A 17,108-nucleotide genomic window follows, 5' to 3' on the forward strand; every position below is an offset into this window, starting at 1 on the left:
CTGCACAACATGCGGACCCTGGAAGTGCTGTCCGGCGAAAAACGCCGACGGATCGCCAAGGAAACCCTGGAAATCTATGCGCCCATCGCCAACCGGCTGGGCATGCACGCCATCCGCATAGAATTCGAAGACCTCGGCTTCAAGGCCATGCACCCGATGCGTTCCGCGCGGATCAACCAGGCGGTCAAACGCGCCCGGGGCAACCGCAAGGAAATCGTCAACAAGATCGAAGAGTCCCTCAGCCACTGCCTGGCCATCGACGGCATTCAGGGCGAGGTCAGCGGTCGCCAGAAACACCTCTACGGCATCTACAAGAAAATGCGCGGCAAGCGTCGGGCCTTCAACGAGATCATGGACGTCTACGCGTTCCGGATCATCGTCGACAAGGTCGACACCTGCTACCGCGTGTTGGGTGCTGTGCATAATTTGTACAAACCGTTGCCGGGGCGCTTCAAGGATTACATCGCAATCCCCAAGGCCAACGGCTACCAGTCGCTGCACACCACGCTGTTCGGCATGCACGGTGTACCGATCGAGATCCAGATCCGCACCCGTGAAATGGAAGAGATGGCCAACAACGGCATCGCCGCCCATTGGCTGTACAAATCCAGCGGCGACGAACAGCCAAAAGGCACGCATGCCCGCGCCCGCCAGTGGGTCAAAGGCGTGCTCGAAATGCAGCAACGCGCCGGCAACTCGCTGGAATTCATCGAAAGCGTGAAGATCGACCTGTTCCCGGACGAGGTCTACGTGTTCACGCCCAAAGGCCGGATCATGGAGCTGCCCAAAGGCTCCTCGGCGGTCGACTTCGCTTACGCGGTGCATACCGACGTGGGCAACAGCTGCATCGCCTGTCGGATCAATCGTCGTCTCGCACCGCTGTCCGAACCGCTGCAAAGCGGCTCCACGGTCGAGATCGTCAGCGCCCCCGGCGCACGTCCGAACCCGGCATGGCTCAACTTTGTAGTCACCGGCAAGGCGCGCACGCACATCCGCCATGCGCTGAAACTGCAACGCCGCTCCGAATCCATCAGCCTGGGCGAACGCCTGCTGAACAAAGTCTTGAACGGCTTCGACAGCTCGCTGGAAAAAGTTGCGGCCGAGCGCGTCAAGGCGATGCTCACCGAGTACCGCCTCGAACTGATCGAAGACCTGCTCGAAGACATCGGCCTGGGCAATCGCATGGCTTATGTGGTCGCCCGCCGCCTGCTTGGCGAAGGCGAGCAGCTGCCAAGCCCGGAAGGCCCGCTGGCGATTCGCGGCACCGAAGGTCTGGTACTCAGCTACGCCAAGTGCTGCACACCGATCCCGGGAGACCCGATTGTCGGTCACCTGTCAGCGGGCAAAGGCATGGTCGTGCACCTGGACAACTGCCGCAACATCAGCGAAATCCGCCACAACCCGGAAAAATGCATCCAGCTCTCGTGGGCCAAGGATGTCACCGGCGAATTCAACGTCGAGTTGCGCGTCGAACTGGAACACCAGCGCGGCCTGATCGCGCTGCTGGCCAGCAGCGTCAATGCGGCCGACGGCAACATAGAAAAAATCAGCATGGACGAACGCGACGGTCGTATCAGCGTGGTCCAACTGGTAGTCAGCGTGCACGACCGCGTGCATCTGGCCCGCGTGATCAAGAAACTGCGTGCCTTGACCGGGGTGATCCGCATCACCCGCATGCGTGCGTAAAGCCCACTATTACAAGGAGTCATTCATGACCAAGACTGTTATCACCAGCGACAAGGCCCCGGCCGCTATCGGTACATACTCCCAGGCGATCAAGGCTGGCAACACTGTTTACATGTCGGGTCAAATTCCTCTGGACCCAAAAACCATGGAACTGGTTGAAGGCTTCGAAGCCCAGACCGTCCAGGTGTTCGAGAACCTCAAGGCCGTGGCCGAAGCGGCTGGCGGTTCGTTCAAGGACATCGTCAAACTGAACATCTTCCTCACCGACCTGAGCCACTTCGCCAAGGTCAACGAGATCATGGGCAAGTACTTTGACCAGCCTTACCCTGCTCGCGCCGCCATCGGCGTAGCTGCCCTGCCAAAGGGTTCGCAGGTTGAGATGGACGCCATTCTGGTCATCGAGTAATACGCACGGCGCAGCCCCAAAAGGCTGCGCCGATCTTGTTTTGAAAGGATTCCACCATGCGCCAAGCGCTAGCTCTCTCGCTGGTCGCCCTACTCTTGGGCGGTTGTGCCAGCAACCCTGCCGACCGTGACGTCAGCGGCACCTGGATCAATCAGGTGGCGATCGACGCTGCAGCCAAAGGCGGCCCCCTGCGTGAAGCGCTCCAGGCCTATGGTCCGAACCTGGAATGGGACATCAACACCAAGGCCGGACAGGCCCGCTACACCAACGGATTTGAAAATGTCGAAGGCAAGCTGCTGGGCGAACAGTCCGGCGCCTGGAAAGTCGACTTTTATGGCAGCTCCGCCAGCGAGCTGAAGCGTGACGGCAAGCGACTGAGCCAGATCGCCAGTGACAATGAGCCTGCGCAAGTCTTCGACCGCGCGCAGATTCAGGTTCCGGAGGGCGCACCGATTGGCGCGAGCTTCGAACGTTCGCTGTACTCGGCCTACATGGGCGGCAGCTGGAAAATCGTCAGCGGCCCCGGCGAAGGCAATACCGTGCAATTCCAGGCGGACGGCCAGGTTGCCGGCCTGCCCGGCGCAGACCGCTATGCCCTGTGCCTGGCCGGTGATTGCGCGTCGATGAGCGGCGGCAACGACAACATCTGGTTGCAGCTGAACGGTCAGGGCAATACCTGGATCTTCGCCCGCAAGGGTGACGAACTGGAGATTTTCCAGACGATGAACGCGGCACAGGCGGACGAGATGCCTTCGTTCACGCCGGGTGATCGCAAGTGGGTGCTGGAAAAGCAGTAACCCGGATCTGAAGCCAAAAGATAACCCTGTGGGAGCGGGCTTGCCCGCGATGAGGTCATAACATTCAACATCCAGGTTGACTGTTACGCCGCCATCGCGGGCAAGCCCGCTCCCACAGTTGTATGTGGCGTTAGCCCTGGCCCTCAAGGATCGCGGCATAACCCTCGCGATAACTCGGATACTTCGGCGTCCAGCCCAACGCCTTCGCCCGGGCGTTGCTGCAACGCTTGCTGCCGGTGCGGCGCACGCTGGCGTCTTCTGCCCATTCGGTAACGCCCAGATATTCGCGCAACCAGCCCACCACATCCGCCAGCGCTGCCGGCGCATCGTCGACGCCGATGTACACGTCATCCAGCACCACGCCGCGGTGGTCCGCTTCAAGCAGACACGCCAGCAGCCCTGCCGCATCGTCGGCATGGATGCGATTGGCGTACAACGGCGGCTCGGTCACCACGCGATAACCGCGGCGAACCTGAGTCAGCAACCATTCACGGCCCGGGCCGTAGATGCCGGTCAAGCGCACGATACTGGCCGGGATGCCACTGTTCAGGGCCACTTGCTCGGCTTCAAGCATCACCTGCCCGGAATAGCCGACCGCCGCGGCTGGCGAAGTCTCATCGATCCATTCACCTTGCTGCTGGCCGTACACACTGCTGCTGGATACGAACAACAGGCGTTTAGGTGCCTGCCCATAGTCGTCCAGCCACTCCAGAACATGCTTCAAACCCTGGACATAAGCGGCGCGGTAACCGGCTTCATCGTGATCGGTCGCAGCCGCGCAATACACCAGGTAATCCACCGCACCGATTGGCCAGGTCGCGGGGCAATCCTTGTTGAACAAGTCGCCGGCCACGCCAATCACACCCTCGGGCAAGCGCGAGACATCACGCCGCAAGCCGTGAACCTCCCACCCCGAAACCAGCAGTTGGGTGGCCAAGCGGCTGCCGACATCACCGCAACCGGCGATCAGAACAGAGGGTGCGGACATCAGAAAACTCCCATCGGAAAGCCACAGACTACCGCCGGTACAGGACGAGCGGCTAGCAATGCAGGAAAAAAAGAGACTCTATTACTTTTGTTAACAAGAATTACTTGCAATAATGCACGCCACTTTTGTTCTCGGCCCCTCGAGGCCTGGAAGAACACTCACCGTCTTTATTCTCTCAGGTCCGGCCAGCATGACACGCAATCAATTCCCCGCTTCGCCAACCAAACGCCCTCGCGCCTGGAGTGCAGTGGCCGCTCTGTTGCTGAGCGTGATGCTGGCGCCGACCGCCGCCTTCGCTGATGCACAAGTGCCAGCCACTCCGGCCGCCGCCGTAGCACCCGCGCCAGCCGATCACGCAGCCCCGGCCGCCGCTCCTGCCGCGACCGATCCGGTTCAGGCTGTTGACGCTGCAGACGTTCCTGAAGTGCTCGAAGCCGACAACACCCTGGGCATGGCCCACGACCTGTCGCCATGGGGCATGTACCAGAACGCCGACATCATCGTGAAAATCGTGATGATCGGCCTGGCCATTGCCTCGATCATCACCTGGACGATCTGGATCGCCAAGGGTCTGGAGCTGATAGGCGCCAAGCGTCGTCTGCGCACCGAAATCGTCCACCTGAAAAAAGCCACCACGCTCAGAGAAGCCAGCGCTTCGGCGACCAAGGAAGGCACCCTCGCCAACCTGCTGGTCCACGACGCCCTGGAAGAAATGCGCCTGTCGGTCAACAGCCGCGAGAAAGAAGGCATCAAGGAACGTGTTGCCTTCCGTCTTGAGCGCCTGGTGGCCGCCTGTGGTCGCAACATGAGCAGCGGCACCGGCGTCCTCGCCACCATCGGTTCCACCGCGCCGTTCGTGGGTCTGTTCGGCACCRTATGGGGCATCATGAACAGCTTCATCGGCATCGCCAAAACCCAGACCACCAACCTCGCTGTTGTGGCTCCCGGCATCGCCGAAGCCCTGCTGGCGACCGCGCTGGGCCTGGTTGCCGCGATCCCGGCCGTTGTCATCTACAACGTCTTCGCCCGCTCCATCGCCGGTTACAAGGCCCAAGTGTCCGATGCCTCGGCTGAAGTCCTGCTGCTGGTCAGCCGTGACCTCGATCACCTRCCGACCACCGAGCGTTCCACGCAACCGCACATGGTCAAAGTAGGGTAATCAGCCATGGGCTTGCATTTGAAAGAAGGCGCAGACGACGATCTGGCCGAGAACCACGAAATCAACGTCACGCCGTTTATCGACGTGATGCTGGTGCTGTTGATCATCTTCATGGTGGCAGCGCCGCTGGCCACCGTGGACATCAAGGTTGACCTGCCCGCCTCCACCGCCAAGCCGGCGCCACGGCCGGAGAAGCCGGTATTCCTGAGCGTCAAGGCTGACCAGCGCCTGTTCCTCGGCGAAGACGAAGTGAAGGCCGAGGCACTCGGCGCCACACTCGACGCCAAGACCAAGGGCAAGAAAGACACGACGATCTTCTTCCAGGCCGATAAAGGCGTGGATTACGGCGACCTGATGAGCGTGATGGACAACCTGCGTTCAGCCGGTTACCTGAAGGTCGGTCTGGTCGGGCTTGAGTCGGCAGTCAAGAAATGACCACGACGCGCCATAAGCTGACGCGTTACAGCGGTAGCCTGGCCGTGGTGCTGGGCGTTCACGCACTGGCCATCGCGCTGGCGCTGAACTGGACGTCGCGCCCGCCGATCCAATTGCCACCGCAGGCAATGCTGGTCGAGTTGGCACCGGTCCCGGCACCGCCACCGCCTGCACCGCCCAAGGTCGTCACACCGCCACAGCCACCGGCCCCGGTGGAAGAACTGCCGATCCCGAAGCTCGCTGAAGCGCCGAAGGCCGAGATTGCCGTGCCCAAGCCGGTCAAACCCAAGCCCAAGCCGCAACCGCCCAAGCCTGTGGAGAAAAAGCCGGAGCCGCCGAAGGAAAAACCGTCCGAGGAAAAACCGAGCGACGCGCAGCCGACCCAGGCACCGACCGAGAAATCCGCACAACCGGCACCGGGTCCATCGCCCGCACAGCAGGCTGCCAAAGCCAGCTGGGAAGGCACTTTGCTTGCTCACCTGGGCAAGTACAAAAAGTACCCGGCCAGTGCGCAGCAGCGGGGCAAGGAAGGCACCAACCGTCTGCGCTTCGTCGTGGATGGTGAAGGCAACGTGTTGTCGTTCGAGCTGGTGGGCCGCTCCGGCACTGCCGATCTGGACCGGGCGACCCTGGAAATGATCCGCCGCGCCCAACCGCTGCCCAAGCCACCGGCCGACATGCTCACCAACGGCACCATCGAAATCACGGCACCGTTCCTGTACTCGCTGGAAAAACGCCGCCGTTAAGCCAAACGCAAATTCCTTGTAGGAGCCGAGCTTGCTCGCGATAGCGGTATAGCTGTCAACGATGATGCTGAATGTTATCGCCTCATCGCGAGCAAGCTCGGCTCCTACACGGTTATGCAACAGCCAGCAAAGGCACCCGAAAGGTGCCTKTTGCGTATCTGCCAGCGGCAAACCTGCATTACCCGGTGTCACTCAACACACTCACTCTGATAACGTGCGTCTATCGATTGCAGCCGTTATGCTTGGCGCGCAACTTCATGGACGCTTGCTATGACTCTCACAGAATTACGCTACATCGTTACCCTCGCCCAAGAGCAGCACTTCGGCCACGCGGCCGAGCGTTGCCACGTCAGCCAGCCGACCCTGTCGGTGGGCGTGAAAAAGCTTGAAGACGAACTCGGTGTGCTGATTTTCGAGCGCAGCAAGAGTGCCGTGCGCCTGACCCCGGTCGGCGAAGGCATCGTGGCCCAGGCGCAGAAAGTCCTGGAACAAGCCCAAGGCATCCGCGAACTGGCCCAGGCCGGCAAAAACCAGCTGACCGCCCCGCTGAAAGTCGGCGCCATCTACACCGTCGGCCCGTACCTGTTCCCGCACCTGATTCCGCAACTGCACCGGGTCGCCCCGCAGATGCCGTTGTACATCGAAGAAAACTTCACCCACGTGCTGCGCGACAAACTGCGCAACGGCGAGCTCGACGCGATCATCATCGCCCTGCCGTTCAACGAAGCCGACGTGCTGACCCTGCCGCTCTACGACGAACCGTTCTACGTCCTGATGCCGGCCCAGCACCCGTGGACACAAAAAGACTCCATCGACGCCAGCCTGCTCAACGACAAGAGCCTGCTGCTGCTCGGCGAAGGCCACTGCTTCCGCGATCAGGTACTGGAAGCCTGCCCGACCCTGACCAAAGGCAACGACGGCGCCAAGCACACCACGGTGGAATCCAGCTCCCTGGAAACCATCCGCCACATGGTCGCGTCCGGCCTCGGCATCTCGATCCTGCCGCTGTCGGCCGTCGATAGCCATCACTACGCCCCCGGCGTGATCGAAGTGCGTCCACTGACGCCGCCGGTGCCGTTCCGCACCGTGGCCATCGCCTGGCGCGCCAGCTTCCCGCGCCCGAAGGCGATTGAAATCCTCGCTGACTCCATTCGCCTGTGCTCGGTGGCCAAGCCGTCCGTGCCGGTGGTGGCGGCGTAAGTTGCTGTCATGACCGAGTTGTCGCAAGTGTCGGTGACGGCACTCAAGGGTGTCGGCGAGGCCATGGCCGAGAAGCTGGCCAAGGTCGGCCTGGAGAATCTTCAGGACGTGCTGTTTCACCTGCCCCTGCGCTATCAGGACCGCACCCGTGTGGTCCCGATCGGCCATTTGCGACCGGGGCAAGACGCCGTGATCGAAGGCACCGTCAGCGGCGCCGACGTGGTCATGGGCCGTCGCCGCAGTCTCGTTGTACGCCTGCAGGACGGCACCGGCGGGCTCAGCCTGCGCTTCTACCATTTCAGCAACGCACAGAAAGAAGGCCTCAAACGCGGCACGCGGATTCGCTGCTACGGCGAAGCCCGGCCCGGTGCCTCGGGGCTGGAAATCTACCACCCGGAATACCGCGCCATTACCGGCGACGAACCGCCGCCGGTGGATGAAACCCTGACCCCGGTGTACCCGCTCACCGAAGGCCTGACCCAACAGCGTTTGCGCCAGTTGTGCATGCAAACCCTGACAATGCTCGGCCCGACCAGCCTGCCCGACTGGCTGCCAACCGAACTGGCGCGGGACTATCAACTCGCGCCGCTGGCCGACGCAATCCGCTACCTGCATCACCCGCCCGCCGATGCCGACGTCGACGAACTCGCCCTCGGTCATCACTGGGCGCAGCACCGCCTGGCCTTCGAAGAACTGCTGACCCATCAACTGTCCCAGCAGCGGCTGCGCGAGAGCATGCGCTCCCTGCGCGCACCGGCCATGCGCAAAGCCACAACGCTTCCGGCCAAGTACCTGGCCAATCTCGGCTTCGCACCCACCGGCGCACAGCAACGAGTCGGCAACGAAATCGCTTACGACCTGAGCCAGCACGAACCGATGCTGCGCCTGATTCAGGGCGACGTTGGCGCCGGTAAAACCGTGGTCGCCGCCCTCGCCGCRCTGCAAGCGTTGGAGGCCGGTTATCAGGTGGCGCTGATGGCGCCCACCGAAATCCTCGCCGAACAGCACTTCATCACCTTCAAGCGCTGGCTCGAACCGCTGGGCATTGAAGTCGCGTGGCTGGCCGGCAAGCTCAAGGGCAAGAACCGCGTCGCTGCGCTGGAACAAATCGCTGGCGGCACACCGATGGTGGTCGGCACCCACGCGCTGTTCCAGGACGAAGTGCAGTTCAAGAACCTCGCGCTGGTGATCATCGACGAACAACACCGCTTCGGCGTGCAGCAGCGCCTGGCGTTGCGGCAGAAAGGCGTCGGCGGGCGGATGTGCCCGCATCAGTTGATCATGACCGCCACACCGATCCCCCGTACGCTGGCCATGAGCGCCTACGCCGACCTCGACACCTCGATCCTCGACGAACTGCCGCCCGGTCGAACGCCGGTCAACACCGTGCTGATCACCGATACCCGGCGCGTCGAAGTCATCGAACGGGTACGCGGCGCCTGCGCGGAAGGGCGCCAGGCCTATTGGGTGTGCACGCTGATTGAAGAATCGGAAGAGCTGACCTGTCAGGCCGCCGAAACCACTTACGAAGACCTCACCGCCGCCCTCGGCGAGTTGAAGGTCGGGCTGATCCACGGTCGCATGAAGCCTGTGGAAAAAGCCGCCGTGATGGCCGAATTCAAGGCCGGCAACCTGCAACTGCTGGTCGCCACTACCGTGATTGAAGTTGGCGTCGACGTGCCCAACGCCAGCCTGATGATTATTGAAAACCCCGAGCGCCTTGGCCTCGCGCAACTGCACCAGTTGCGTGGCCGTGTCGGTCGGGGCAGCGCCGCCAGCCATTGCGTGCTGCTCTACCATCCGCCGCTGTCACAGATCGGCCGTCAGCGCCTCGGTATCATGCGTGAAACCAACGACGGTTTTGTCATCGCCGAAAAAGATCTCGAACTGCGCGGCCCCGGCGAAATGCTCGGCACCCGCCAGACCGGCCTGCTGCAATTCAAGGTCGCCGACCTGATGCGCGACGCCGATCTGTTGCCCGCCGTGCGCGACGCCGCCCAGGCATTGCTGGAGCGTTGGCCGACCCACGTCAGCCCGTTGCTCGACCGCTGGCTGCGCCATGGGCAGCAATACGGCCAAGTGTGAGCACCGTCGCAGTTTGTGGACGATGCTTTTAAACAAGCTGGTTATACTCCTGCGATTGTTTGAATACGGATACAGACCATGACTGAAGCTGCCCTCGCCCCAGAACCCCTGCACGCTCCGTCTGTTATTCGGTTGCTGCTGGGCAAATTGGGCATTGCCTACCAAGAAGTGCTGGACCACCACGGCCTGAACGCCTCGCGCAAAGTACAAGCCGTGTTGCTGGATGACGCCGTTGGCGCGCTGATGGTGCTGTTCCCGCAAAGCCAATTGCTGGACCTCAATCGCCTCGCCGAACTGACCGGCCGCCGCCTCACTGCCGTGCCCACCGAACGCCTGGTGAAGATGCTCGGCAAACACAGCCTCAGCCTGCTGCCCGGTCTGCCGGCGCTGACCAGTTCGCCGTGCCTGTACGAAGAAAGCCTGCTGCGCGAACCGAAGTTGCTGATCAACTCGGGCGAGCCGGGCTTGCTGCTGGAAATCACCAGCGAAGATTTCAAGACCATGCTGACCAAGGCCAGCGCCGCCAACTTCGGCGAGAACCTGACCCGCATCCGCCCGAACCTCGACCGCCCCGACGATGACCGCGAGGAAATCACTCAGGCCGTCCAGGCGTTCACCGCGCGACGCATCCAGCAACGCCTGGAAGAGACCATCGAAATTCCGCCGCTGGCCGAGACCGCGCAGAAAATCATCAAACTGCGCGTCGACCCCAACGCCACCATCGACGACATCACCGGCGTCGTCGAAACCGACCCGGCGCTGGCGGCACAAGTCGTCAGCTGGGCCGCGTCGCCGTACTACGCCTCGCCGGGCAAGATTCGTTCGGTGGAAGATGCGATCGTGCGGGTCCTGGGTTTCGACCTGGTGATCAACCTCGCGCTGGGCCTGGCCCTGGGCAAAACCCTGAGCCTGCCCAAAGACCACCCGCAACACGCCACGCCGTACTGGCAGCAGTCGATCTACACCGCCGCCGTCATCGAAGGCCTGACCCGCGCCATGCCGCGCGCCCAGCGCCCGGAAGCCGGCCTGACCTACCTCGCCGGCCTGCTGCACAACTTCGGCTACCTGCTGCTGRCCCACGTCTTCCCGCCGCACTTCTCGCTGATCTGCCGCCATCTGGAAGTCAACCAGCACCTGTGCCACAGCTACGTCGAGCAACACCTGCTGGGCATCAGCCGTGAACAGATCGGCGCGTGGCTGATGCGCTACTGGGACATGCCCGACGAACTCGCCGCCGCCCTGCGCTTCCAGCACGACCCGCACTACGACGGCGACTATGCCGAATACCCGAACCTCGTCTGCCTGTCCGTGCGCCTGCTACGCGGCCGCGGCATCGGCTCCGGCCCGGATGAAGACATCCCCGACGCCCTGCTCGAACGCGTCGGCCTGAGCCGCGAAAAAGCCAACGACGTGGTCACTAAAGTGCTTGAGGCTGAAGTGCTGTTGCGCGAACTGGCTTCGCAATTCAGCCAGGCCTAAAAGCATCGCGGGCAAGCCCGCTCCCACAGGATTGAGGTGATCCCTGTGGGAGCGGGCTTGCCCGCGATGAATCCCCCGCCGATCCAACTGAATCACCACAGGGTCAAACACTCAACTCTTGATCGTTCCCACGCTCTGCGTGGTAACGCATCCCGTGACGCACTGCGTCACAGCCCCAACCCAACACTCAAGCCTTCGCCTTGGCTTTAGCCTTCCTAGGCTTCAAATACTTGGTCAACCCCTGAAACCACATCACCAACGCCGGATTCCCTTTGATCTGAATCGACTTGTCCTGAATCCCCTGCATAAACGCCAACTGTTTGTTCTTAGCCTGCATCGTGGCAAAACCATACGCCGCATCTTTAAACGCAATCGCAAACGCCGGCTCGGCATACACGCCCGACTTGCTGGTAATGCGCTGGTCCTTCACAAAGAAATGCCGCGACACCTTCCCGTCCAGGGTCTGCAACTGGAACACCAATTCCTTGTCACCCAACTGCTGCTGAAACGCAGGATTAGTCCGGCTGGCCTTACCCATCAACAAACCCAGCATCCACAGAAGAAAACGAAATTTCATGCGCACAGCCTCAAGAGAAAAATGAACGGCCGGCGCAGTGTAGCGGCTTCGGACGATAACGACAGCATCGCGATGCGTTAGAAGAAGATGACGCGCTTTTTGACGCCGATGACTACCAAGTCATTGACGAAACGTCTGTGTTTAAAAGCGTGGAAGATTTGGTGTTTCTACGCTCGACGCTATCGGAAGTTTCCTTCAACTCGTGGGGTTGTTCGTGAACTAGGCAGCGTTGCGCTCGGCCGATAGTCTTTGTTGGTCGCCGCAAAATCGGTGATACGGACGTGCAAGTCCGGCGGGATACACAATGGTTATGGCAATTCATCGAGCATTTTTCTATGCTCGCGAACCGTTATGGCAGTTGTGTATGGGAGACCTTCGGGTCTGCCGGGAATCCCGCCGGTCTTGCACACCTATGCACAGCTGCCACCTCTTTCGAAGTGCAAGCGAAACGGTGTCGGCTCCTTAATTACGGGATTTATACCTTTGATCAAGCCAACACCGAATCCACCAGAACACGAAGACACATCCCCCTACGAATCCCTCGATTCGAAGAAACTCCACGAAGCCGCCGAACGCGCCCTCAACCACCATTTCGCCCCACCGCCCGAGAAGCCCAAGCCTCGCAAAGGCAACCTCTTCACCGTCTCCCCCGACATCGACACCGAAGCCCTCCTGGCCAACGCCTCGGAAGACCTGCTATCCATCAGCGCCATCGCCGCCAACCTGGCCGACGATGTGGAAGGCACGCTGCGCTCCGTAGCACTGGCGATCAGCAGAATGTCGGATGGGGTTCGGTTGTTGGTGGAGCGAGCGCTGGATCATATTGATTCGTCGAATCCGGCGGTGCATCGAGGGAAGGTGTAGCAAAAATATGAAGGGGACTTTACGTCCCCTTCTTCATTCAAATGCATCAGTAATATTTGTACTCCGAGATGAAGTGTTGATACTACCGATCACTTCCAAAGGTACAAAAAATACTTAAAATCACCATGCATCTACGCATACTAGTGCCGCACTTCCAGAATGGACTCTCCAGATGCCCTTTGCCTTACCGCGCTCTACCCTTATCCACGCCATGATGCTGTCCAGTATGGCCTTTACCACAGTTGCTGCCGCCAACAGTTTCGACTGCGCCAATGCCGCTACACCTACAGAAAAAGCAATCTGTACTGACCCATACACGCTTGGACTGGATAGTAAATTGGGGCAGGTATGGAAAACGGCAAAGGCGACAGTGAAGGACACGGTGACACTGAAGGCTGATCAACGCGAGTGGATTAAACACCGCGACCACTGCGCTACCGACTTTCATTGCTTGCGACGCAGTTATTTGATGCGGATTGTAGCGCTCCAACACGCAGGTAAACCTTTCAACTGGAAAGGGACTTGGCGACGTATCCCTGATGGGCGATTCGACAGCGCCGAATGGAAGATAAGCGGGCGCGCGCCACAATTCGATTTCACAGTAAAAGCGGCTAATAAAATGAGCTCAGGAACGTTGACTGATACGTTCAACCTGGAAGGCTCCCAAGGTATTTATCGCAGCGAAGATTGCACGTTACTGATGACACCAAGCACCGGCCTCCTTTACGTCATCCAAGTGGGTGAATGCCGAGGAACTGACGCATCCTTCGGTGGACGTTATGTCGCATCCGAACAGCCACTTAATATGAACTATGACCTGCTGTCCCTAGGGCTAGTCCGCACGCAAGAAGAAGACGACGCAGCTCGGCAATTGCTTAAGGATGACTATCAAACCATTCTGGATGCCAGTGACTCGTTTTACTACGTAGACGAGTCAGCCGCAGACAACCTGGGGGCTCAAGTCGCCAAAATTCGAGTATTGGGGCTTCCGCCTCCCAACGCCGCACTACTCATGCGTGGGCGCGACGCTCAACTTTGGGTCGCGGTGCTGGTCAGCGATCAGAAGCAGAACTACCGTGTGCGCTACTACACTAACGTGCAGGGCTGGAAAGGACGTTTGCCAGGCCCGATTCAACGCTGGTATGCCGAACAATTCGATTGGCGCAAGGCGCCGCTGGATTACATGCCGTAGGCGCCAAAGGAAAGGGGACGTATTGTCCCCTTTTCCATCTAATATCAAGGTTACTTTAACAACGCTTTTAAAGCTTCATAATCATAGCGTGTAAAAGATTCCTCAATACCTTTTGCTGCCACCTCTAAATACCGAGGAGACTTCAAATCACTAACCTTATAGACAGAAAATATCGTGCCAGAGCTAAACTGATGCCGGATGCTGCCTTGCGTAACAGCAACTGACGGAGATTTGGAAACCAAATCGCCCTTAGATTTATAGGTTCTCACCAAATGAATGTCCTTGTACTGAGCCTCATCCACATTCAAAGCTACCGCTGGAGTCTTGCCCAAAGACTCTATTGAAACTTTTCCCGTAGCGTTCTTCCACTCGTCAGAAAACTCATAGATCGATTCCTCATAATCCTCGGCTAGCGGTCTATTAAGATCACAAACAGCTTTGTTGATGAGAATACCGTTTCTGTCATTACGAATATTTGCATATATGCAATCAACGACGACATTATCTCCTTGCCTACTCAGCGTAAAGTACGCTTCAAACGGAGTGCTCGATGCCAGGTTTTCATAGTGCAAAGCTTTAGTGCCATTGAAGTCAACGAAGTCTCTCGTAACTTCTCCTTTATCGCCAATGACACCGTCAACAATTTTGCTTCCGCCCGACCAGCTAACTTTAAGGCTCTGAGTCGCTTCATCTACTTCATAAACGTCGCCCGCAGAGACTGTTGCTTTTTCAGCAGCAGATACGGTAAACGAGAGGCCAATGAACAACAACGCAAACAGATTTTTCTTTTTCATTCTTATCGAGTCTCCGGTGCTACGGATGTAGCTCTCAAAATAGCTTCAAATTTAGTGGCATAACTCGCGATCAGAACCTTCTGATCAGAACCGTTGATAACTTTACGAGCGCCTTGATAATCCTTGGTGGTGTTATTTACATAGGTGCCCAATTTTTGATTGGTAAAAATACCCTCTTTCATACCCCAAATCATAATGGGAACTGAATTTTTAAATCCAGCGGCCTCTTCAGGACTTCCAACAAAATCTATCCCGAAATAATCTTTGGCTTTCTGATAGTTGTTTTTCCATGTCAAGTGCACCAAACCACGCCCGCGGTATTTAAAACCGTCACCTTGGACGGTGTTTCCGTTACCTATCGCTCTCTCTCTATGCGCAGCACTAGCTGCAAGAACGGGATCATACTTGTCGAAATAACTAACCGACCCGATCTCCGGGGCAGCACTAAAATATTCGGCAATAGTGTAATTATATGCCTCATGCCTAGCCGTTGCGAACATATATGACAACTCATATATCGTTAGCATTTCTCTATTTTTATCAACATATATATTTATGTTTTTTACAATCTCTCTGAGGTTTTCCTTCGATTTGGCTGACAGTACGGGAGATTCAGCTTGGAAAGATGCATGCTGTTCGGCATACATAGCAACGAATCGTTCTACATCTATGTATACGGACTGACTCATGAAATTATCAAGCAACGCTATCGGATGAAAATGCCAAATCAAGCTAGAGCTGATAGCCCCCTTTCCCGCGAGTTCATCCCAAAAAACATATTTGCTAATACGCTCTTTTTCATGCTTCAACGTCTTCGGGGAGGTCTCCAACAACTGATCTAACTTACTCCACTTTGCAGAGTCCGCTTTGTCCTTCCACTCAGTCGGATGATGAGCGATCAGCTTCGACCACCGTGAACGTGTTTCAGCGTTTTTTACCGCATTCGCGAGCTCAGCTGAATCGACTTGGCCGTCGTCGTCTGTATCAATTTTGGAGAACAAGTCTTTGAAGAACTGCGGCATGTCTTCGGGGTCAAGGAAACCATCCGCCGTAGCGTTTGTTTCTTCAACAATCTGGAACCCCAGTTTTTCCCAGTCGTGCTGGGTGATAATTTTCGCGCCTGCTTTTTTTACCAGTCCGCTGACCGGTTGACCGTCGTCGGTGACGCTAACGTTGTACCAGTCTTCCGTGCCGACCTTGATCACCGTGGCCTTGCCGAGATCGACTGCGTGGTCAAGTTTGAGTGGTGTCGTGCCGGTTGCTGGGGCTACTTTCTTAAGCTCCGTTCCGGTCGGCAATTGCAGGTACTGCTTACCTGTTTTAAGGCCAGCGAGGTTTTTGAGGAAATCTTTCACTTCCGCTTCGGCGGTGAATATTTCGACGTGAACCTGAAATTTACTGTCCGACCCGCCTTGCTCGCTAGTGAGATTTTCCGTCTGCCCCAAGTAGCCGATCGGGTCACCCGCCTTGATGCCGGTGCTGGTGGCAACAACACTATCGAATTCGCTGGGCGTGACGGTCTCCCAACTCACGTATTTATTCGGCAGTACGTTCTCCACACAGGCCCAGAACGTCGGCGGCACAACACCATTCCCCCAAAGCGCACCACTCACTAATGTGCAAGCGGCCATGCGCAGCGTTTGATTGCCGACGGCAAGGTTCAACACCGCTTTGCTGTCGAACTCGATGACGCTGCCAACGTTCAGCTGCAACGTCCCTTTCGGACTACCGGCGGGCTGTCCATTAGTGGGGTCTGTAGGCGCGTCGTATAGCGGCAAGCGCTTCACCAACTTCGCTTTAACCTTTCCTTGCCAATAGTTCGGCCGAAGTCGCTCAGGCAGCAACTGTTCCTTCCAGATTTGAGTATTTGCGGTGTTTTTGTAGGGCTCTCCATTTTTCAGGTAAGCGAACCAGACCGCATCTCCAACGCCACGGGTTTTTGCCGAGCCTTTTTTCACGCTTCCGGAAAGAATTTTGCCTTTGGCATAAGTCAGCTCGCCGCTGTCGGCCGTTTCAAGAATTTCCAGTTGAGTGCCATTAACCAGTTTTCCGTCGGCCTGCGAGACGACACCGGGCGTGGGCACCGTCGGATAGGCATTGAAGTCACCGACTCTCATGGTGACTTTCTTGGCGGGCGTTTCTTCAGGAGCTAGCGGGTAACGAGCATGAGGCAATAAGTGCATGTAGAGGCTGTAGAAATTCAGCTTGTTTTGCTTGCCCTTGTTCGGTCCTTCTTCCGCGTTCGGCGCCGATTTGTATTCGTGACGCACCAGGCAGAAGGAGTTGGAGTACTTCAGTTTTTTCTCGTTGTCGCCGAAAGTTGACTCTAGATAATCTTCGTTAAGACGATAAGTAACGACCTCACCATCGGCCATACAGCGAACCGGCTCATTGAGTACACATTGCGGAGCACTTGCATCGCTGATGTGGATGCCGCCATGCCAAAATTTGTTGCTACCCAACAGGTAATGACCTGAATTCTCATTTTCGAGAGCTTTGTAAACTTCCTCTGCGTCAGTGAACTGCTTCCCGTCAGCCTTTCGGAAGGGGTATTGAAAATTCATCAGGGGGGCAGGTCCCACCGGAGCAGTTGCTGGGGTAGGAGCCGCCGCTGGCGCCGGTTGCGCACCCGTTCTGTATATAGCTTTCGGACGCAAAAACTTTTCTGGCATCGGCCAGTAACCGCTATGGTTCCCGTAC

Annotated in this window: 15 protein-coding genes; 11 read left to right on the forward strand and 4 right to left on the reverse strand. The window is 58.1% G+C overall.

The annotated features are described in order from the left end of the window. The 3 genes from AC1D2P_RS26500 to AC1D2P_RS26510 form a co-directional block, all read left to right on the forward strand. A partial coding sequence (locus AC1D2P_RS26500) for a RelA/SpoT family protein (RefSeq protein WP_477811674.1) occupies nt 1-1,686 on the forward strand: 1,686 nt, incomplete at its 5' end. A gap of 25 nt (nt 1,687-1,711) precedes the next feature. Next, a complete protein-coding gene (locus tag AC1D2P_RS26505) occupies nt 1,712-2,092 on the forward strand; it encodes a RidA family protein (RefSeq protein ID WP_003229509.1) in 381 nt (126 codons plus the stop codon). A gap of 56 nt (nt 2,093-2,148) precedes the next feature. Then, a complete protein-coding gene (locus AC1D2P_RS26510; protein ID WP_046030692.1) occupies nt 2,149-2,889 on the forward strand; it encodes a hypothetical protein in 741 nt (246 codons plus the stop codon). Nucleotides 2,890-3,019: 130 nt separating this feature from the next. Here the strand turns inward: AC1D2P_RS26510 and AC1D2P_RS26515 are convergent, their stop codons facing one another. After that, nucleotides 3,020-3,877, reverse strand: coding sequence for an SDR family oxidoreductase (locus tag AC1D2P_RS26515; protein WP_109785744.1), 858 nt, complete (start codon nt 3,875-3,877; stop codon nt 3,020-3,022). 190 nt (nt 3,878-4,067) lie between these two features. Here AC1D2P_RS26515 and exbB point away from each other — a divergent pair, with 190 nt between their 5' ends. The 6 genes from exbB to AC1D2P_RS26545 all read left to right on the forward strand — a co-directional run bounded on the left by exbB (nt 4,068) and on the right by AC1D2P_RS26545 (nt 10,981). Then, a complete protein-coding gene (gene exbB, locus AC1D2P_RS26520; protein WP_477811675.1) occupies nt 4,068-5,036 on the forward strand; it encodes a tonB-system energizer ExbB in 969 nt (322 codons plus the stop codon). Between the two features lie 6 nt (nt 5,037-5,042). Next, nucleotides 5,043-5,471: a TonB system transport protein ExbD gene (exbD, locus tag AC1D2P_RS26525; protein ID WP_046030695.1), complete on the forward strand. Its 429-nt coding sequence runs from the start codon at nt 5,043-5,045 to the stop codon at nt 5,469-5,471. After that, a complete protein-coding gene (locus AC1D2P_RS26530) occupies nt 5,468-6,217 on the forward strand; it encodes an energy transducer TonB family protein (RefSeq protein WP_077431030.1) in 750 nt (249 codons plus the stop codon). Before exbD ends, AC1D2P_RS26530 begins: the two co-directional genes overlap by 4 nt. Nucleotides 6,218-6,487: 270 nt before the next feature. Further along, nucleotides 6,488-7,417, forward strand: a complete 930-nt coding sequence (locus AC1D2P_RS26535; protein WP_077431029.1) for a hydrogen peroxide-inducible genes activator — start codon at nt 6,488-6,490, stop codon at nt 7,415-7,417. A gap of 9 nt (nt 7,418-7,426) precedes the next feature. Next, nucleotides 7,427-9,502, forward strand: a complete 2,076-nt coding sequence (gene recG, locus AC1D2P_RS26540; RefSeq protein ID WP_109785746.1) for an ATP-dependent DNA helicase RecG — start codon at nt 7,427-7,429, stop codon at nt 9,500-9,502. A 78-nt stretch (nt 9,503-9,580) separates the two neighbouring features. Further along, nucleotides 9,581-10,981, forward strand: coding sequence for an HDOD domain-containing protein (locus AC1D2P_RS26545; protein ID WP_477811676.1), 1,401 nt, complete (start codon nt 9,581-9,583; stop codon nt 10,979-10,981). 187 nt (nt 10,982-11,168) lie between these two features. On the opposite strand, the gene AC1D2P_RS26550 is transcribed toward AC1D2P_RS26545, so the two are convergent. Next, on the reverse strand, nt 11,169-11,558 hold the full coding sequence (locus AC1D2P_RS26550) for an SCP2 sterol-binding domain-containing protein (protein WP_046030699.1): 390 nt from the start codon (nt 11,556-11,558) through the stop codon (nt 11,169-11,171). A 483-nt stretch (nt 11,559-12,041) separates the two neighbouring features. On the opposite strand from AC1D2P_RS26550, the gene AC1D2P_RS26555 reads away from it, so the two are divergent. Next, nucleotides 12,042-12,422, forward strand: a complete 381-nt coding sequence (locus AC1D2P_RS26555; RefSeq protein ID WP_109785771.1) for a DUF6124 family protein — start codon at nt 12,042-12,044, stop codon at nt 12,420-12,422. A gap of 172 nt (nt 12,423-12,594) precedes the next feature. Continuing rightward, the gene (locus AC1D2P_RS26560) at nt 12,595-13,614 is read left to right on the forward strand and encodes a lysozyme inhibitor LprI family protein (RefSeq protein WP_109785748.1); all 1,020 of its coding nucleotides are present in this window, start codon (nt 12,595-12,597) and stop codon (nt 13,612-13,614) included. A 50-nt stretch (nt 13,615-13,664) separates the two neighbouring features. On the opposite strand, the gene AC1D2P_RS26565 is transcribed toward AC1D2P_RS26560, so the two are convergent. Both AC1D2P_RS26565 and AC1D2P_RS26570 read right to left on the reverse strand, forming a co-directional pair. Next, a complete protein-coding gene (locus tag AC1D2P_RS26565; protein WP_109785749.1) occupies nt 13,665-14,408 on the reverse strand; it encodes a hypothetical protein in 744 nt (247 codons plus the stop codon). A gap of 2 nt (nt 14,409-14,410) precedes the next feature. Continuing rightward, nucleotides 14,411-17,108 (reverse strand): hypothetical protein (locus AC1D2P_RS26570; protein ID WP_477811677.1); only part of this gene is annotated, 2,698 nt, incomplete at its 5' end.

It is taken from the genome of Pseudomonas sp. P1_F1_2 (assembly GCF_056405815.1).

What these genes read in the sequence shown, in the direction of transcription:
- AC1D2P_RS26505 (WP_003229509.1), top strand. Translation starts at nt 1,712, where the DNA reads ATGACCAAGACTGTTATCACCAGCGACAAGGCCCCGGCCGCTATCGGT.
- AC1D2P_RS26510 (WP_046030692.1), top strand. Translation starts at nt 2,149, where the DNA reads ATGCGCCAAGCGCTAGCTCTCTCGCTGGTCGCCCTACTCTTGGGCGGT.
- AC1D2P_RS26515 (WP_109785744.1), bottom strand. Translation starts at nt 3,877, where the DNA reads ATGTCCGCACCCTCTGTTCTGATCGCCGGTTGCGGTGATGTCGGCAGC.
- exbD (WP_046030695.1), top strand. Translation starts at nt 5,043, where the DNA reads ATGGGCTTGCATTTGAAAGAAGGCGCAGACGACGATCTGGCCGAGAAC.
- AC1D2P_RS26530 (WP_077431030.1), top strand. Translation starts at nt 5,468, where the DNA reads ATGACCACGACGCGCCATAAGCTGACGCGTTACAGCGGTAGCCTGGCC.
- AC1D2P_RS26535 (WP_077431029.1), top strand. Translation starts at nt 6,488, where the DNA reads ATGACTCTCACAGAATTACGCTACATCGTTACCCTCGCCCAAGAGCAG.
- AC1D2P_RS26550 (WP_046030699.1), bottom strand. Translation starts at nt 11,558, where the DNA reads ATGAAATTTCGTTTTCTTCTGTGGATGCTGGGTTTGTTGATGGGTAAG.
- AC1D2P_RS26560 (WP_109785748.1), top strand. Translation starts at nt 12,595, where the DNA reads ATGCCCTTTGCCTTACCGCGCTCTACCCTTATCCACGCCATGATGCTG.
- AC1D2P_RS26565 (WP_109785749.1), bottom strand. Translation starts at nt 14,408, where the DNA reads ATGAAAAAGAAAAATCTGTTTGCGTTGTTGTTCATTGGCCTCTCGTTT.